This window comes from Neochlamydia sp. TUME1, assembly GCF_000813645.1.
In the GTDB taxonomy this organism is placed as follows: Bacteria; Chlamydiota; Chlamydiia; order Chlamydiales; family Parachlamydiaceae; genus Neochlamydia.
Genome location: NZ_JRXI01000124.1, coordinates 1 through 18,233, shown reverse-complemented (window position 1 = coordinate 18,233; position 18,233 = coordinate 1). Strand labels below are relative to the sequence as shown.

Sequence of the window (18,233 nt, the reverse complement as noted above, 5' to 3'; positions counted from 1 at the left end):
AGTTTTCTTATCATTCTTTATAGATTTGTTTTCTTAGCAGCAAACCAATCTATACTTTCATTCTTGAATTTCTTTTTGCTCATTAAAAATTTGGTTCTGAAAAATAATTCCCTTATCGGCTAAGTAATCGGAAATAGTAATTAAATAATCTTGGGCTTGCTGAAACTTTTGTTGGCTAAAGAAAGAATAATCACAATGCTGCAGATCTAATAACTGAATTTGAAAATGAGCTGTTGTACGCTTAGTTTCTTCATCTGCTTCTTGAAAGATGGATGACGCAAAATAGTCATTAAGCACGTTCCAAAGTTGCAAAGCAAGATGGTGAATAGAATCGGCAGAAAGAGGGGTGAGATTTATTTTTTCAATTGGAAGAGAATTTTCCATGGAGGAAGAGGGTTTAGTCTGGTCCAGATAGATTACATCATGTTCTGTTTCCTTCTTAACGTGTTGAGAGCTTATTTTTTTTATCATAGGAGTAACTGAAAATTTTTGTCTTTCCGCCTGTTTTTGCTCATTTCTTTGTAACAAATCATTAATAGAGATTAAAATTTCCTTATTGCCTATTGGATTCCAGGCACGGTATAGCTCAGTAAGCGAGGAAATGCTTTTAATTTTTAGCTCATTTAACACATTAAGCGAGGTGTTGGTTTCAAGGCTTTTAGCTAAAAGGCTGCCGCTTTCAGGACCCATCCAATTGCCAATAAGGTTTAATGTAGTAAGCGAGGTATTGGTTTTAAGGCTTTTAGTTAAATCACTGGCGCCTTCAAGGCCTATCTTATTATCCCCGAGGTACAGTTCAGTAAGTGAGGAATTGGTTTTAAGGCTTTTAGCTAAAGCGCTAGCGCCTTCAGGGCCTATCTTATTGCTACTAAGGTCAAGCTTTATGAGCGAGGAATTGGTTTCAAGGCTTTTAGCTAAAGCGCTAGCGCCTTCAGGGCCTATCCGATTACGAATAAGTTTTAGCTCAGTAAGCGAGGTATTGGCTTTAAGGCTTTCACCTAAAGCACTAGCACCTTCAGGGCCTATCGCATTATAGCTAAAGCCCAGCCCAGTAAGCGATGAATTATTTTCAAGGCTTTTAGCTAAAGCGCTAGCACCTTCAGGGCCTATCACATTAAGTGAAAGATCTAGCATAGTAAGAGAGGAATTGGTTTCAAGGCTTTTAGCTAAAGCGCTAGCGCCTTCAGGGCCTATCTCATTGTCCCAGAGGCGCAGTTCAGTAAGCGAGGAATTGGTTTTAAGGCTTTTAGCTAAAGCGCTAGCGCCTTCAGGGCCTATCTTATTGCTACTAAGGTCAAGCTTTATGAGCGAGGAATTGGTTTCAAGGCTTTTAGCTAAAGCGCTAGCGCCTTCAGGGCCTATCTTATTATTCCCGAGGTGCAGTTCAGTAAGTGAGGAATTGGTTTCAAGGCTTTTAGCTAAAGCGCTAGCACTTTCAGGGCCTATCACATTACGTGAAAGATCTAGCATAGTAAGCGAGGTATTGCTTTTAAGGCTTTTAGCTAAAGCGCTAGCGCCTTTAAGGCCTATCCAATTAACACGAAGTTTTAGCTTAGTAAGCGAGGAATTGGTTTCAAGGCTTTTAGCTAAAGCGCTAGCACCTTCATGGCATATCACATTACGTGAAAGATCTAGCATAGTAAGCGAGGTATTGCTTTTAAGGCTTTTAGCTAAAGTGCTAGCGCCTTCAGGGCCTATCTTATTGCTACTAAGGTCAAGCTTTATGAGCGAGGAATTGGTTTCAAGGCTTTTAGCTAAAGCGTTAGCGCCTTCAGGGCCTATCTTATTGCTACTAAGGCCAAGCTCTGTGAGCGAGGAGTTACTTTCAAGGCTTTTAGCTAAAGTGCTAGCGCCTTCAGGGCCTATCTCATTGCTACTAAGGCCAAGCTTTATGAGCGAGGAGTTGTTTTCAAGGCTTTTAGCTAAAGCGCTAGCGCCTTCAGGGCCTATCTTATTGCTACTAAGGCCAAGCTTTATGAGCGAGGAATTGTTTTCAAGGCTTTTAGCTAAAGCGCTAGCGCCTTCAGGGCCTATCTCATTGCCCAAGAGGTGCAGTTCAGTAAGCGAGGTATTGGTTTTAAGCCCCTCCATTAAAGCACTGAACTCTTCCATGGAGAGGCCTTGAGCCATCCATTTGGTAAGAGAATTATCGAGCAAGCCTTTAAGCTGTTGCATTCTTTCTATATTAAACCGTTCTAAATCATAACGAATAAGCAAGGGCTGCTGATAAATAAACTTATAATAAGGCAAAGAAGAAAGATTACAGCCATCTAGAGTCAAATGTTTAAGATGAGGGCACTTTTTAGCTAAAGCTTTAATCTGGTGGGCAGAAAGACGTGTGCAGCCTTCTAGTTCGATTTCCTCTAAAAGAGGCGCTTCTACTTGTAAGGAGGTTAAAGCTTGATTACCTTTTAAGGCAAGAAAGCGCAGCTTCGGAGCTTTTAAGCTAAGCTTAGAAAGACGCGTACAGTTAGAAAGGTTAAGATAGCTTAAATAAGATAATTCAGGAAAAGATAGGTATTTTAAAGCAGCACAATGACTAGCATCTAATTTAGTAATAGAAGGGGAGGCTGCTAATAAGCTCTTTAAAAGAGCATCATTTAAAGCGTGACAATTCTTCAAAGATAGAGTTTCAAAAGACGAAGAGGTCATGGCTTTAAGCAAAGCAAGCTCTTGCTTTTGCTGAGAAATATCTATGAATGTTAGAGCAGCTTCACGCAAGTCGTCGGTCAAAAGCTCATGAAATGGGGTGATATTTCCTTCTTGTATGGCGGCAGCGACCGATTGAAGGTGCTTAGGATTGCTTTGACTCGTTAAATTTCTTAGCTCTTCTAGTGCTCTCTTAGGGATATAAAGCTCTTCTTGCTTAACTAAATCTTGAGTAGGCATATTACTAGATTTTAAAAGTGAGTGACTATTACTACTGGTCACTAGGCCATAGGGACTTTTTTCATAAAATTGCCCCGGCCCTTCTAAAAAGCGTTCATAGGGGGAAAGTCCAGTATTTTTTAGAAGATGCTCGTAATATTTTCCTAAAAGAGGTTCTAAGCGGGCTAAAAGCTCTAAAGGAGTTAAAGTGACATTGTTTTCTAGGTTTTCTAAAGTCCGTTGCAAACGGGTAAGTTTTTGATAGATTTTTGCTACTGTTCTAGGAGGTAGGAGGATAGAAATGACAGGATTTTGCTTATTATAAGCATAGACAAATTCACGGTCTTTCTCGGTAAAGAGTTTAGCATAACGCTGCTGTTGCTTATCTAAATTTCTTAACCAAGTGTGTAACAATTCTAAAGGCTTGATTTGTAAAAACTGCTCTCTTGTTTTAGGATGAAGAGGCTCCTGCATTTGATTTAAGCAAAATAGGATGCATTTGACTTGCAGCTCTCTTTTTTCAGAAAAAGGAGGAATCAAGGCATGATCGTTATCAACGCAAACCACCTGCTCTTTCACTTCGCCTTGATGATTGATAAAAGATTGTAGAATATAATTATCCGGTTTACCATCCTCAGGGTTGACTAACATGGCTAAGAGCATCATATTATGTAGACGATGTAAATCTAAATTGGCGAGCGTATTATCTGCTTTTAAGGCCTCCTCCAAATTTTTTCCTTCACTTGTTTCTGAAACCAATAAAGGATAAGGATTATGACGAGCATTATAACATTTAAATAGCTCGGTTTCAGGCGTGCCATGTCCAATAATCAAGCGATGTAAGCATCCTACTGCATACTCCCTGCCTACCATCTCAGGAGAGGGTTTAAAATGCAGCTTACGATGGAGGTAGCTTACTGCTACGACGGCACTACGACCGGGAGTGCGAGGAAGCTTAATAAAGTCTAAAGCTGCATTTAAAGGAAGCTGTTGCATGACCAGAGGATGCAATTTAGCTGGACCTGAATCAACCCCTTCCCATTCAAAGCCTTGGCCAGTTGCTGGTAAAGTAAAAAGGGTAAGAGAACGTAAGTAAGCAAAAGCTGGCAATTGAGCTTCTAAGAGTTGCAAAGCTTGCCCTAGCTCTGATTCTTTTGCGTGCTTTGTAGCAAACTCCAAAATTTTAGCCGGATGCGTTTTAGTGCCTGCCCCTTTTTTAGCTAGCTCGATAAATACAAACAGGTTGTTTTCAACCATAGCTTTTTCTAAGGGTGTTCTTCCTTTATGCGAAGAGTCCGGATGATAATCAGGATAATCTAAATTTACTCCTTTGTTAACCAGCTTAGCTAATAAGAGGGAAAAACGAGTAGGTGCATGGGAAGCACGATTAATGAGAGAGAAAAGAGGAGGAGAATATTGATCATCCACGGCATTAGGATTAATAGCTTCTTGAGCTAGCAAAAGATCAGCTATCATGAGTATTTGCTCTTCTGCTAGGTGGGGTAAATCATAGGTACGCATTAGCTTATGCAAGGCCGTTTGCCCGGCTTCATCGGCTTGGTTGGCTTTGGCTCCTAACTGCAGTGCCAATTTGACTAGGGAGGCTTTACCTAGTTGGATAGCCATCAACAGAAAATTTTGCTTTTGTACTATGGAAAGAGGAAGTGGGGGACAGAAAGAAAGGTTGCTGACTGCTTTTAAGGTCTTAAGCAAGGTAGGTATAGGGGCTGACCAATTAAGAGTTGTTACAAAATCGCTGGCTTCTTCTTCTAAAGGTACCAAGTTTACCTGAAGGCTTGCAGCTTTTAAGTTAAAAGATCCTATAAGAGTCTCGACGTTTGTGCGTTCGCGGTGTAAGGTTAGCAGTGCATCTAAAGGATTAGCATGCTTTTGCATTAAAACTTGATAGCAGGCAAAGGCAGTCGGTTCTAAAGCTTGAAAAAGATCATAATGAGTCACCGGATCTTGCTTAAGCTTGCCTTGAATGAGTTGCAACTTCGTAAAAAACGTAGACAATAACCCTTTAGGTAATAAAAGCGGAACATCTAGCTTTTGATCGGCCGCTTCGTCTACAAGATCTTCTTTAGTCAGCTGGTGTTGCTGAATAAGCCTTTGATATTGCTGGTTTCTCTGGTCTAATTGCCTAATCCATTGTAGCAAAAAATCCCGAGGGTTTAAATTCAAAATAAGGTCTTTGACTGAAGGAGCGATCGACTGGCTCATGCATCCTTTAAGCAATAAAGGTAAGCATTTCAAATGGATGCCATGTCCTTTTTCTGCCCGAATAATAGCAGGCTCAAAAGCCCGATCATTATCAATACAAGCTAGCTTTAAGCGTTTCAATTCTTGATCTTTCCACTCGAGTTCAACGATGTAATTATCAGCTTTGCCATCATTAGGTAAGATGAAGAGGCTAGCGATGACTAAACTGCTAAAATTCTCTTTATCCATTTTCTTTAGTAAAAGAGGGATAAGGCGAAAAAGCTCTCCTATAGATTTTTCTGGAAAAAGTTTAGCGATCCAGCGTAAAGCTAATGGTAGGTCAATTAAAGAGGCTAAAGAAGATTTTGAAGCTAGCTTAGGATGTAATTTTAACAAGGCTAAAAGCTGCCACAAGTTATTTTCATCTTTACTTTTTAAATAATCCTCACGAAAAGTTCGTAAGCCTTGCTCTTCAGATTTTAGGCTAAACTCTCCCTTAGAGGAAAATTCGGCTAGCCGTTTCTCATCGGGTAAATGTTCCATCCAAGTTCTATAGGTGTGGAAAAGCTTTTCAGGATTAGAAGGATAGGACTTATGCACTTTTTCTAAAAGAGAGGGCCAGCTTTCAATAACTTCCTGCGCAGTTAATAAACTTTCATCACATAATAAATCAAACATTTCTAAGACGCTAATGAGATCTGTTAGCAAGATAGCTTGAGGACGTGTAGCTTTAGGAGAATGGCCGATGGTATAGCCTATCTGTACGGTACGTGCTTCTAAGTAAGTAGCTTTACATAATTTTTCTTTAAGCTCTGGGTGGCTTTTAAAAATTTGCTCGGAGGTTTTACCTTGGTGCAATTGCTCATTAAAAGCTTTTCTAGCTTCCTGATCTGGTGCAGCTTGCCAGTTGAAGGTTAAGACATTGGAAATCTTTAAAAAAGAGGTAGGCGCAGCAATTAAAGATTCTGTAGAAAAGGCTTGGGTTAAAGAGGTAGCCGCATATTCCCGAGCAGGCTGTAGATAATCCGAGACTACGGCAGCTGTGGGATTGGCTTTGCAATGTAGACCTTCTAAAGAAGCGACGGCATGCCTGCCATGAGTATTCGTGCGACAAGGGAGTCCTAACTCATCGATAGAAAGCATAGCACGCGCTTTGTCTATATCAAGAAGAAGAAAGCCTATGGAATCTCCGCAGACTTGGGCTTTTAATGCTAGTAAAGCTTCTCTTTCATTTACCGTGGAAGTTTCTAAGAGTTGTTGTAGGAAAGAGGTATAGTAATCATGTAGAGCTTGCAGCTTTTCTTTATATGAAATAGTTGTAGATGAATCTAAAGCTTCCTCAATATTAGCTAAAGCTATACGAAAAGGCTGTAAGCGCGGATCTGTGTTGCCGTTCGTTCCTTGCTCGATTATTTCCTTTTTTATCTCTTCTTTAAGCATCAACCAGGGTAGCTTAAGAGTAGGCAAAAGCTTAGCAAGCTTGCTCTTTTCTTCGGACGTATAAAGAGAGACTTCAGCATGAAGATGAGCAATGGTTTCTCCTAATAGGTCCTTTTCGCGACCTAAATATCTTATTAGGCGCTGGGTTAAAAGATTTTCCTCTTGTGTGTTTTTTTTAGCAGATGAAATAGGGGGTGGAAAAGGATCTAAAGAAGGAGCTGCTATATTGCCTTCAATATCTGAACAAGCAGAGACAACGCTAACGCTGCCTTCTGCTTCTGTATGTAATGATTGATGAAAGATACGCGATGAATGACCTAAGTCGGGGGAAATTTGCATGTAAGCTCGTTAATTTTTTTTGATTACTTGTCGAAGCTATCAGTGTTTACTTAGGAAAATTTAAAAGCAGTTGAGCTTTAATTTCTTTAGCCTGCCGCTTAGGAACTATGCTTAGAAGGCTCTCTAAGAGCTTAGCATGGGTAGAAACTTTTGCTTTTTGCCAACTTGGATGCTTAAGCAAGATATCTAGAATATCGATTAATCCCTCTTCAATAGCATAATGCAAAGGCGTTCTTCCTTGGATATCCTGCTGAAGGATGTCAAGTTCAGGATAACGTGTTAATGCTAGTACCATGCTAATGTTTCCTTGTAAGACAGCGAAATGGAGGGGCGTTTGGCAATGATTTTTTTCATGAGTTTGTGCATTGATATGGGCGCCGTTTTTAATAAGAAGATGGGCAGTTTCCATTTTGCCACAAAAAACTGCACGATGCAAAGGAGTGCGATCCAATCGGCCTTTGGCATTAATGGTAGAGGGCCTGTGTCGAACAAGTAATTGAACGATCTCATGATGGCCTTTTTCAGCTGCCCAATGAAGAGGTAAATAGCCTTCATTATCCTTTAAAGTTAGGTCGGCACCCTTATCGATTAAAAGCTGCAGGGCTTCTCTTTGATTATGATAAGCGGCGTAATGCAGAGGAGCAAAGCCTACCTGAGAAGGTGTATTAACGAAATGTTTACGACCCCATCTCCATTTTTTGCTAATTTCTTGCTTAAGATAATCGACTGCTCCTAGCTGGCTGGCTATAAAAAGATCGGTGACTTTTAGATCCTTTTGTAGCTCTTGCTTTTTGGCTCTTAGTTTGGCTAGCTCTGGCTCCATGGCTTCTTGCAGCTCATAGCCTTGGTCTGTCAGCTGTTGCTTGCGTTCAAAAAGCTTTTCAAAGATATCTTCATACCTTTCAAACTTTTCTTTAAGCTGAGCTCGCATCTGCTCTAAATTGGTTGCGTCCTCTAGAGGAAATTCTTCTTTAAGCTGATGGATACTTTCCTCTAGTCTTTGTTGGTAGGCATGCTCTAAGGTACCTTTTATTTGAGCATTCAGCTGGATGGTCTGACCTTCTATTATAATTAGCTCTCTTGCATCTAACAATCCTCGGTAGTTCTCTAAGCAATTTTCTCGAATGCCTTCTATTCTTGTATCAATTTGCTGCCGGATCACTGAGATTCCTCTTTGCTCAAGAGGTGGCTCAAGCTCTTTTAAATAAGCATCCATGATGTCTGTTGTCAAAGCAGCATTTTCCTGCATTGTTTCATCAAAAGCTCCTATAAGCCCTCTTAAGCGATAAACTTCTCTTTCAATTCTGGCCATCTCACTACTGATTTGATTTAAAGAAGCATCACAGTGAATGATTGGACGGGCAGGATCGTAGTCTAGTGAAGAAGAAAGTTGCATAATTTTTATTCCTTAAAGGGGAGGGTTAAATATCTATTGTTTTATTTAAAAAGCAATCTAAGCTTTTAAATGAGGTTTCTTTATTTCGTCAAGGAAATGTTTTTCTGAAAAATAATTTTTTTGCATTTAGCTTAGATAATCAGCGACTTAGGAGGCGTTTAATGCCCTTTAATGGCATTGAAGCTATATAATTGAAGGAGTAGAAATAAAAAACTTGGTCTAGCTAGTTGCTAAAAAGGCAATGATAGGCATCTAAGGGGGTTTATCTATTTGCTCTTAGGGTCTTAGATATAAGCTCTATATCATTCTAACTTATCTATTTCGTAAACGACGTTAACATTTGCTTTGATTTCAATATCGCCTGGTTCTATAGGCGTCAGCTCCGAAGCCATAGTTTTAAGAAACATAGGAGTTAAAGATTGTGGAGATCTAGCAAGGGTATCGTTGAGGGAGATGGATAAAAGGCGGTTTAATTTTACCTGGGCAGCCTCAGCCATAATTTTAGCATCTGCAATAGCATTCTTAGTGGCTTTGGCGACGGCTTCTTCCCAATAGGCTCTTTCATCTTTTAAGCTAGCATAGATATGATCAATCTTACTGGCTCCTGCTTGATGAGCAGTGTCTATAAGAGCGCCAATCTCCTTAATTTTATCTGTCTTTATCTTAAGGATATTAGAAACTTCATAGCCATTGATGGTAGGGCGCCAGCCCGCAGGCGGGTTTTGAGGGGGGAGAGTATAGGTAGGTTGGATACTAAATTGACCCGTTTGATATTCGGACTTATCAAAACCTTTTTTGTTTAGCTCTCCAATGAGATTTTGCATTTTTTTAGAATTTTCCGCTAATACATGATCGGCTTCTGCTCCCAAGTTAGTGATACCAATGATTAGACTAATTTGATCTGCTTGCTTATGTAAAACAGCTTGTCCTTTAAGGCTGAGTGTAGGAGTCTCTGCTGCCCTTGCAAATGTGCATAAGAATAAGCAAAGTAATGGAGTTAAAACTTTAAACATCATAACCTTTCTTCTTAATTTCTAATTAATTAACCGATAGATCGTCAGGAATCATAGAAAGCGAGGCATATTTCCCTCCCATTTCTCGTAGAAGACTTTGCCAGAGTTTATCCGGGGGAGTATGAAAAATATGTTTAGTCGTGGCAGGATAGATGAACCATGTTTCATCTAGCAATTCTCTTTCCAATTGGCCTGCTCCCCAACCGGCATATCCAAAGCAAAGATGGATATAAGGCCCATTCTCATCATTTAGGGAATCTTGTAAGAATTGTAAATCTCCACCCAGATAGATATCTTTAGTGATTTGTAAGGCTTGATGGGAAATATCTTTGCCCGTATGAAGAAGCATCATTTGGTTAGTTTGGACAGGTCCTCCTCCACGTATTCCTACACGTGGATTAGCTAAATGTTGAACGCTAATAATTTCTTCAGGCAATTCGAGATCTAAAGGTTTATTGATAACCAGGCCAAAAGAACCACTCGGGTTATGTTCACAGATAAGAACGACGGCACGAAAGAATATGCCTTTATCGATATCAGGGGAGGCGATCAGAAAATGGCCTTTTTGTATTTGTGTATAGGGGATAGCTTCCATCACTCACCTAACTTAATCTTTTACACCATTCATAACTTGCGCAGAATTGTTTGTAAATCTCTAAGTCTGTTCACTCTGTTTTTTTAGCATTCATGTCTATAAGTTGTTGATTATACATCTTTAATGCTTCTTCAGTATCTGCCACTCGTCTAAGTAGTTCTCGATAAACTTTTTGGAACTCCTGATTTTCAAAAAGCTTACATCCTGATGAGCTTCCATGGCTTTGCTCAGCCAAAGCATAGACCCGTGAGAGTGAAGTATTAATTTGATCGATTTCTTGGTTGAAAAAATTACGAAATTCTTGAGGGGTAGATAGGGTAGATAGGAGGTTAAGACGGCGTGCGCGAAGACGCTGCCAGCCTTTATCCATATTGAATAGTAAACCATAGTGATTAATATCATTCATCATCGTTTCTCCTTTGCTTAGAAAGGAGTTAGCTTTTAAATATAGCTGATCAGTCATCAACAATTTTCCTAGGGTTCCTTGCCCCTTTTCGACATAACTTAAAATATTACTCCCTTTATCTGTGAGTAAACGAAGGTTGTGGGAAGCGGCAGATAAGTTACTTAACATCCCCTCTACTCTGTCCCATAATGTAAGAACTTTCTCAGTAAGTGTATGCGCATTTTTTATCATTTGAGAGAGTTGCAAGGGCTGGTTTAAAGCATGAGTAATAGAATTAACATTTTGAATAGCCATCCCTAGTTTTTTTACAATCTTTTCTTCAGACATTTCATTAAAAACCGTAGAGATAGAATTAAGAGAGGTATCAAATTTTCCTGCAAGCTCTTTAAATTCTTTAAGAGTATCTTCCACACTACCGGCTTCAGTGGCATACAAAATCTCCTCGTTCACAAGGTGTAAAGGCTTTCCTGCCTTGGAAGGAAAGGGAATAATGACTACCGATCTTTCTCCTAAAAGGCCAGAGGTACGCACAGAAATCTCATCGGTGCTAAACACATTAACATTAGAATCTACATGCAACACCAGCTCATAAACATAAATAATTCCCTGGTATGGCTGGCGGGATTCTATAGCATCTTTTATCTCATGGATGGCTGCTACTTCACCGACTGGCTTGCCAGCAAATGACACTCGAGTACCTACTGAAATTTTATCAATATTAGGGAAACGTACACGTAGTACACGCTTTTCATCTCCTAAGGAAGGGTGTAAGAACATTAGAGCAAACACAATGACTGCCATAGCGGTGACAACAAAAATTCCTATCATAATATTTTTCAATGGATCGGTCATAATGATTTTATTTGCTCCAGATTTTTATAATTAGAGGAAGGCGAGTAAGCGCGAGTGACGATAGCATTTTCAAAAAAAGCATTGATTAAGGGATCGTCAATTTTAATAAATTCTTCCTTAGAAGTTATATGGATGAGTTTTCCGTCATGATGGAAAGCTAATCGATCGCCTACTTCCATAGCAGAATGAATGTCATGGGTGACTACAATACTAGTAGCTTTCAGTTCATGTTTGGTAGTATTGATTAATTGATTGATTTGCTGGGCCGTAATGGGGTCTAAGCCGGTAGTAGGTTCATCGTAAAGAATTATTTTAGGTCGATAGATCACTAGGCGAGCTAAGGCAGCACGTTTACGCATTCCTCCTGATAAATCAGAGGGCATTGCCTTTTGCTTGCCACTTAATCCCACTATTGCAAGAGCCTCTGCTACACGTTGCTGGATTTCTCTCTCATCCACTTCCTTTTCATGCTGACGGAGATAAAAAGCGGTGTTTTCTCCGACATTCATGGAATCAAAAAGGGCTGCTCCTTGAAATAGCATGCCTACTTCCTTGGTTACCTTTAGCTGCTCATGTTGGCTAAGAGAATGAAGAACTTTACCATTGATGTTAATCGTGCCCTGATCAGGAAATTCAATACCCATAATCTGGCGTAAAAGCACGCTTTTACCTACCCCTGATCTTCCCAGAATAACTAGCGTTTCGCCTTCATAGACATTTAAAGTGAGACCTTTAAGGACCTTTAATGCACCATAAGATTTATGTAAATTTTGAACTTCGATGATCGCCATTTAGATTCCTTTAGCTTGCAAAGTATTCAATGTAAGCGTAAGAGCTATTTAAGGCTACGGTGATTAAGAAGTTGGCTACTAGAATCACAGAATAGCAGATGACCACACTGTTGGTGGTTGCTCGCCCTACTCCGGCAGCTCCTCCACGGGTGGTCATTCCGCGGTAACAGGAAATGGTGATAATGATCAGGCCGAACACAAAAGCTTTTGCCAATCCGCTAAAAAAATCAAAATGCTGAATATTGATTGGCAAAGGATCAATAAAAGATGTAGGAGCCATTCCATAGTAATAGACTGCAATAAAGTAGCCTCCTAAAATCCCGCATAAGCAGCTAAAAATGGTAAGCAAGGGCATCATGACTAATCCAGCGATAAAACGAGGGGCCACTAAGTAACGTAAAGGATTGACAGACATGGATTTTAAGGCATCAATTTGCTCTGTTACCCGCATGGTACCTAACGTGGCACACATCGAGGCACCTACTCTGCCTGTGATCATGAAAGCTGTAAGCACAGGACCTAATTCTACTAACATAGATTTGGTGACCATTAAGCCTGTAGCGCTAGCAAGCCCTTTATCTGAAAGCTGGAAATAAGCTTGGGCAGCAAGCACCATGCCCGTAGAAAAGCCTGTGATGCCTACGACCGGCAAAGATAAAACCCCGATTTCATAGAGTTGGTCGCGAATTAAGACCCACTGAGGAGGCTTGCGCAAGCTTACTGCAATCACTGAGGTAATAAATACAATATAGTCTCCCAAAGAGGCTAAACTGCGTCCAATGGGTGAGCTCAAAAGCCAATGTTTTGACATGCCATACAACTCATCATAAAAAAAGCATTCTATTAGAAAACAATCTTTAATGAAAAGCATAACCTTAAAAGAACGAAAAGCCATGGCACAGGGGAGGAAAATTAACTTAGACAATTCTCTTTAAAAAGCTTTCTAGCTTATATCAAAAAAGCTATGAAATTTAACTTTTATTGCATTAACCTCAACTTCCTAAGCTTAATTATTTGACTTTTCAAAAATTTTATTTCTAAAAAACTTGTTTTTTTTATGAAAATTTATTTTCTTAACCAAGGGTTAAAACTAGCTATAGGTTGGCGCAAAAAAATCAGCTATTAGAAAAGCAGCTCTTTTGCTATCACATAAATATCTTTGAAAGGTTAAAGGCTAATAATCGCGCTTCCATTTAAGCTGTAGCTGAGCGCTTGAGTCATCTCCAACTTGTGCTCGTGCCTTGATGTTACGCCATAGATTCGCTTCTACGCTAATCTCGTTAACTTCAGAGGTAATGCTTTTATTAAGAGAGACAAAAACCCCGCGGGAGATATACTTGCCTACTTGTATGGAAACTTCATTAGATTCCTCGCCCTCTGATTTGTTAATATCTATGCGGTCTAAGCCGATGCTATCCCGAATCCTAGTTAGTACATCAGGGCCTTTATTGCCTTCTTTACTTAAATTGCTTATAGATTGAGAAAGTTCAGCTCCTTGGAAAGGAGTAATGTCGGTGACGCCTCTTCCAAAAAGTATCCAGGATAATATCTCTCGTTGAGACATAGGAGGATTAGAACGGAAGGCTATGGAGGGGTTTTTTACCGAGCCCTTAAGGATTACTTCAGCGACCATTTTACCTAAATCTTTACTAGCAATCACATAAAGATTGGTTTTTTTATCAGGCTCTCCTGCAAAAGAAATAGTGCCCTCTTTAATATCGAAAGTTTTTCCATTAAAGTTGTAGTCTCCTTCAATGATTTTGACATCTCCAAAAAGCTGAGGAGTCTGAGGGGTGCCTTTCACTTTAACGCCTCCTTGCCATAGGCTAGCGAGTGCTTTGCCTTTAATGGTGGTGTTAGAAGCTATATCAATTTGCATATCCAATTCTACGGGCCAAGCAGGCTGAGAAGAATTAAGAAGGGGGGATGTTTCTCCTTCGGGAACATTAATATATCTAACATCGACAGAGTAGGCGAGTGCGGGAGCTTGTTCAGGAATAGTAATTTGGAGCGAATCAGTAGTAAGATGGCCCGTTACCTTGGCTTGACGAGCATTACCTTTAATGATCGTTTCGCCACTAGCGATGGCTTTGGCAAAATCAAGGTTTAACAGTTTAATACGTGCGAGTTGGATATTGAGCGTGAAGGGAAAATCTAACTCTTTTTTTAATTCTAGCCTACCGCTACCACGGATTGCTCCCTCATTCATATCGAAGGCTTCAAATTCCTGCAGAGTCAGTATTTTATTGTTAGCTTCAATTTTAGCATTGAGATGATGAAAAGCAGCCCCGGTCGTAGGACTTTCAAAAGAACCATCCTTAATAATAATATCCCCTTGAGTATGAAGGTCATTAATAGAACCTGTAACATCTAAAGCGATAGAAGTATGACCTGAGATAGAAGAAGACTCTATCTCAAATAAAGGCAAAAAAGGACTAATTTCTCCTTCAGCAGCAAGATGAACCAAGAGAGGGTCATGCTTGCTTATTTGAATGTCTAAAGGATTAATAGAAAGGTGAATAGGCAATCTAGCAGTTATTTCAATAGGTTTTGGGGTAAGTCCTATGATCTGAGCCGAACCTGTCATTTGGTTTTCTAAAATGGTTCCTATCATACGTGCTTCTAAAGAGGTGGGAGAGTCTAGAGGATCATCGACTAATCTAATTTGAGATAGATGGGCACGTATATGACCCTTTAAATTTTCTGGATTGCCAAATAGATCCACCTCGCCTTGTAGATATCCTATCAAAGGAGCTTGTAAATGAAGGGGGTAAAACAATTCTGCCGGCAAATCTTGAAATTGAAAACGGGCTGCTGCATAGGCATTTTCTTGTTGGTGATCGAGGGTAAAAAATAAATGACCGACGCCTATTTGCAGCGATAAGGGAGAAAGTTCAAAGAAATTGTTATATTTAGTAAAAGTAAAAGTTTTTTGCAGATCAAAAGGCTTTTTTTTCAAGTGCCCTTGAAGAAGTTCTACTTTTACTGTAAGCTCCTCCCTGTTCAATTTCCAGAAACCCTGGGCTTGGGCCGCCAAAATACTCTCTTCATCTTCTTGAGTGGAGATACTAAAAGGCCAATAATCTTTCATCCTCTCCACTTTTGTCTCAGCGTTTAATCCTGTAAGGCTCCCGCTACTGCTATAAGCTTTCTTAGCTTTTAAATATAGATCTGCTTGAGGAACGCTGAAAGCATTCGTTATATTCCCTGAGAGGATAGCTTCTTCTAAATAAAAATCGCCATACCGTCCTTTACCTATCTGCCAAACAAAATCCATATTTTGCAATTCTTTCTTACCTTCTAATGAGGCTGTATCGTAAAATTTTAAGGACACATTGCTTGAAGTTAACAGATCGATATTTAAATATTTTTGCAGTAAATAGCTGTTTTTTATGGAGGCTTCTAAATTACCAATGAGCGTTTTAGTCTCTAATTTATAATGTAGGTCTCCGGTTAATTTTTCATTCCCATATTCGGCATCAATATCTTTTAAGTGGATATGCTGCTGGCTCCCTTGCCAAGGGTTATCTATTTTAAATTTTAGCTGATTGTGGATAAAACTTAAAAAAAGTTGCCCTTTTAAAGCCTCTTCATTTGTTTTAATAAAAGTAAATTGCCCTTCTAAATTTTCTAAACTTTCATTCCAAATTTTTAGGTGGTCTGTCGAAATTTTAAGCTCGATAATAGGATTGATGACCGTACCCGCAAAGGTGCTGATGAATTGCATAGAACCTTCTATAGGAAAATCTAAAGGATTTTTCCAGCGTGAAAGATGGGCCACAACCCCCGTGAATTTGCCTGTTTCTATTTCAAAAGTAGAGGTGTTAAGTAAAAGCTCACCTTCAACTTGCAAAGGTCCTATATTGCCTGCCACTGAATGAACTTTTAGCCAACCGTCTGGATGGTAGGCAAATTTTCCAAGTATATCCTCAGAGGCTGATTCTATTATTTTAATATCTTCTATCGCACTACATTTGAATTGCCCCTGGTAAGATTGATCAGCAGTCAGGGTTCCTCCTAATTCTAGAGCGGCATCGTGAGCCAGCTCTAAGCCTAGCCATTGAAAGAGAAGGCTTTGTTTAGGGGCGAGCAGGTCTAAATGATAGGTAAAATGGGAGGAGCCCTGGCAAGAAAGATTTAGGCGCACTCCCTCTTGGCTTAAAGCTTCTTTTTTTAAGGATAGATTTACATGAGCGATATGATTTTGAGGACGAAAAGTTAAAGAGCCAGAAAGATCTAACGGAAAAAGTTGGGCAGGAAATTCATGAGGTAAAAGATGGGGAGCAATCGTAAGATTTTCAATAGAAAGCTCGGCAAAGTGAATATTAAAAGGAAAAATTTTCCAAGAGAGTTTGGGCCTGTCGGCAGGAGAATTTAATGGGGGAGTAGGGTAATCTAGGAGATGCACATGGCTTAAAGAGACTGCCCGTAAAGCAAAAGTTTTGCTGAGTAATCGCCAATAGGGAATGGAAAGCTTAATTTCATCTATTGCCAGCCAAATCGATTGGTTTTGCTTAATTTTAACCTTATAAGCAACCCAGTTAAAAGGCAGGGGGAAAGCCAGCTCCTCAATCTCTACTTCATGACCCGTTTTTTCATGAATGATTTCCGTTAGAAAGGAAAGAATAGCCTTTTGGGCGTGAGAAGTTTGTAGATAACCCCATACTGCTACAAATACACAAATCAACCCCACTAGAAAAACAGATAAAACTTTTTTCATCTTAAAATGCCTGCCCAATGCTTAAATAGACTTGAAACTTCTCGTCAATATGATATCTACGGTGTAAAGGAATTGCAAGATCTATCCGTAAAGGGCCTACAGGGGTGTTATATCTTAGTCCAATGCCAGCAGATTGTAAGATTTGTTTGTTAAATTGGGGTAAATAATTTTTAAAAACATTTCCAAAATCATAAAAAATTACCCCTCCCCATGTTTCTGTGGCTCGCCAACGTCCTTCTAAAGAATAAATCATCATGGAACGCCCGCCTATCGGTTCATTATCATGTAAAGGGCTAACTGTCATGAAATGATAACCTCGCAAAAGATTTTCATTTCCTGCATAAAAGCGTTCAGAAGGGGGTATGGTATGACGTTTTTTTCCAAATATCGAGCCAAAAGTCCCTTTAGCAGCAAACACAAAGCGTTTATCCGAGGTAAGAGGAAGATAAATAAAACCTGTAAAAGTGTTAATGCAATAGGCAAATTTGGGATGAAGAATCTGTAAAGAAGGGATGATTTTAATATGGAGGGCCAGACCCTGTGTGGGATCTAAAATATTATTAGTTTTTTTCCAACGCAGCTGGAAAGGAATTTTGAACAAATTAAAATTGCCGTTATTATCAGAATGAGTATCACGTAAACGTTTAAACATCCCTCCATATGAAAGGCGCGTGTAATCATTAAGCTGCCTTTCAAGAATACCTGAAACACTGAATGAGGAAGCATGAAAACCTTTAGTCGTTTGGCGTTGAAATTCTGCCAGCCAGATAAGGTCCTGGTTGGAGCGTTGAAAGTCAGGGATAACATAAGCTAAAGTTCCTTCTTGGAGGCGTTGAGCCATTAATGCTTTAAAGCTAAGCTTTTCCCCGCGACCTCGAATGTTTCGATGTTCCCATTCACCTAAGATCCCTAAGCCATCGTCTGTGGAATATCCTATACCTGCCGCAATGCTGCGATGTTTACCTTCTAAGACTTCTATTTCTAGGGGAAGTAAGCCCTCTTGTGAAGCACTATCGAGATGAGTAATGGAAATAGAGCTAAATAGGCCGGTAGCTTCTAACGCACCATGAGTTCTTTCAATCGGCGTAGGATGATAAATATCTCCTAGATGCCAGGCAATCTTTTTACTAACAAATTCGGAAGAAACTCGCTGGAGGCCCAAAAACTTTACTTCTCCAAAATAGCATTTAGGCCCTGTATTGACACGAAGGACAACATAGATAGAGTGCGTGGATTGATCAGCAATCACTTCGCGATCTACAATTTTTGCTAGTGGATAACCCTCTCTTTCTAACTTTAATATTAAAAGCTCTTCGGCATCAAGAATACTTTTAGGAAAGGCGGGACGACCCAATGTGAGGCCTAACTCTTCTTTATTCCAATTCGTATAAAGAGAGGTTAGATCGTTTTTAAGGTCGGAAGGGAGGATTTCAAAGCTGGCCAAAGGGTAGACCGGTCCGGTATTGATCTTAAAAACTACTTGGGCTGTCTGATTGTTAAAGTTAACTTCCACATTGACTTTAGCTTGGTAATAGGCTTGGCTATGAAGAGCCTTAATGAGAAGAGGCAGATCTGCTTCAGCACGCCTTTTTAAGCCACGATTAGTAGAAG

9 protein-coding genes are annotated in these 18,233 nt (G+C 39.8%); all 9 read right to left on the bottom strand.

Annotated elements, in window-relative coordinates; translation table 11 throughout:
- Positions 1-57: 57 nt before the first annotated feature.
- Entirely contained in the window at positions 58-6,849 is a 6,792-nt protein-coding gene (locus tag DB41_RS10775; RefSeq protein WP_052243945.1) for a hypothetical protein, read from the bottom strand.
- Between the two features lie 46 nt (positions 6,850-6,895).
- A complete protein-coding gene (locus DB41_RS05795; protein WP_039385354.1) occupies positions 6,896-8,245 on the bottom strand; it encodes an ankyrin repeat domain-containing protein in 1,350 nt (449 codons plus the stop codon).
- A gap of 302 nt (positions 8,246-8,547) precedes the next feature.
- Positions 8,548-9,261, bottom strand: a complete 714-nt coding sequence (locus DB41_RS05790; protein WP_080502428.1) for an SIMPL domain-containing protein — start codon at positions 9,259-9,261, stop codon at positions 8,548-8,550.
- 22 nt (positions 9,262-9,283) lie between these two features.
- Entirely contained in the window at positions 9,284-9,853 is a 570-nt protein-coding gene (locus tag DB41_RS05785) for a YqgE/AlgH family protein (protein ID WP_039385351.1), read from the bottom strand.
- A gap of 70 nt (positions 9,854-9,923) precedes the next feature.
- Positions 9,924-11,111 carry an MlaD family protein gene (locus tag DB41_RS05780; RefSeq protein WP_039385349.1) on the bottom strand — a complete coding sequence of 396 codons (1,188 nt, stop codon included), beginning with the start codon at positions 11,109-11,111 and terminating at the stop codon, positions 9,924-9,926.
- Positions 11,108-11,902 (bottom strand): ABC transporter ATP-binding protein, encoded by a 795-nt coding sequence (locus DB41_RS05775; protein WP_042238981.1) that lies wholly within the window; start codon positions 11,900-11,902, stop codon positions 11,108-11,110. The genes DB41_RS05780 and DB41_RS05775 overlap by 4 nt, the downstream gene beginning before the upstream one ends.
- Before the next feature lie 10 nt (positions 11,903-11,912).
- Entirely contained in the window at positions 11,913-12,713 is an 801-nt protein-coding gene (locus DB41_RS05770; RefSeq protein WP_052243946.1) for an ABC transporter permease, read from the bottom strand.
- A gap of 363 nt (positions 12,714-13,076) precedes the next feature.
- Complete coding sequence (locus tag DB41_RS05765; protein WP_039385348.1) at positions 13,077-16,622, bottom strand: translocation/assembly module TamB domain-containing protein; 3,546 nt, start codon at positions 16,620-16,622, stop codon at positions 13,077-13,079.
- A gap of 1 nt (position 16,623) precedes the next feature.
- Positions 16,624-18,233: autotransporter assembly complex family protein (locus tag DB41_RS05760; protein ID WP_039385346.1), on the bottom strand; the 1,610-nt coding region annotated here is incomplete at its 5' end.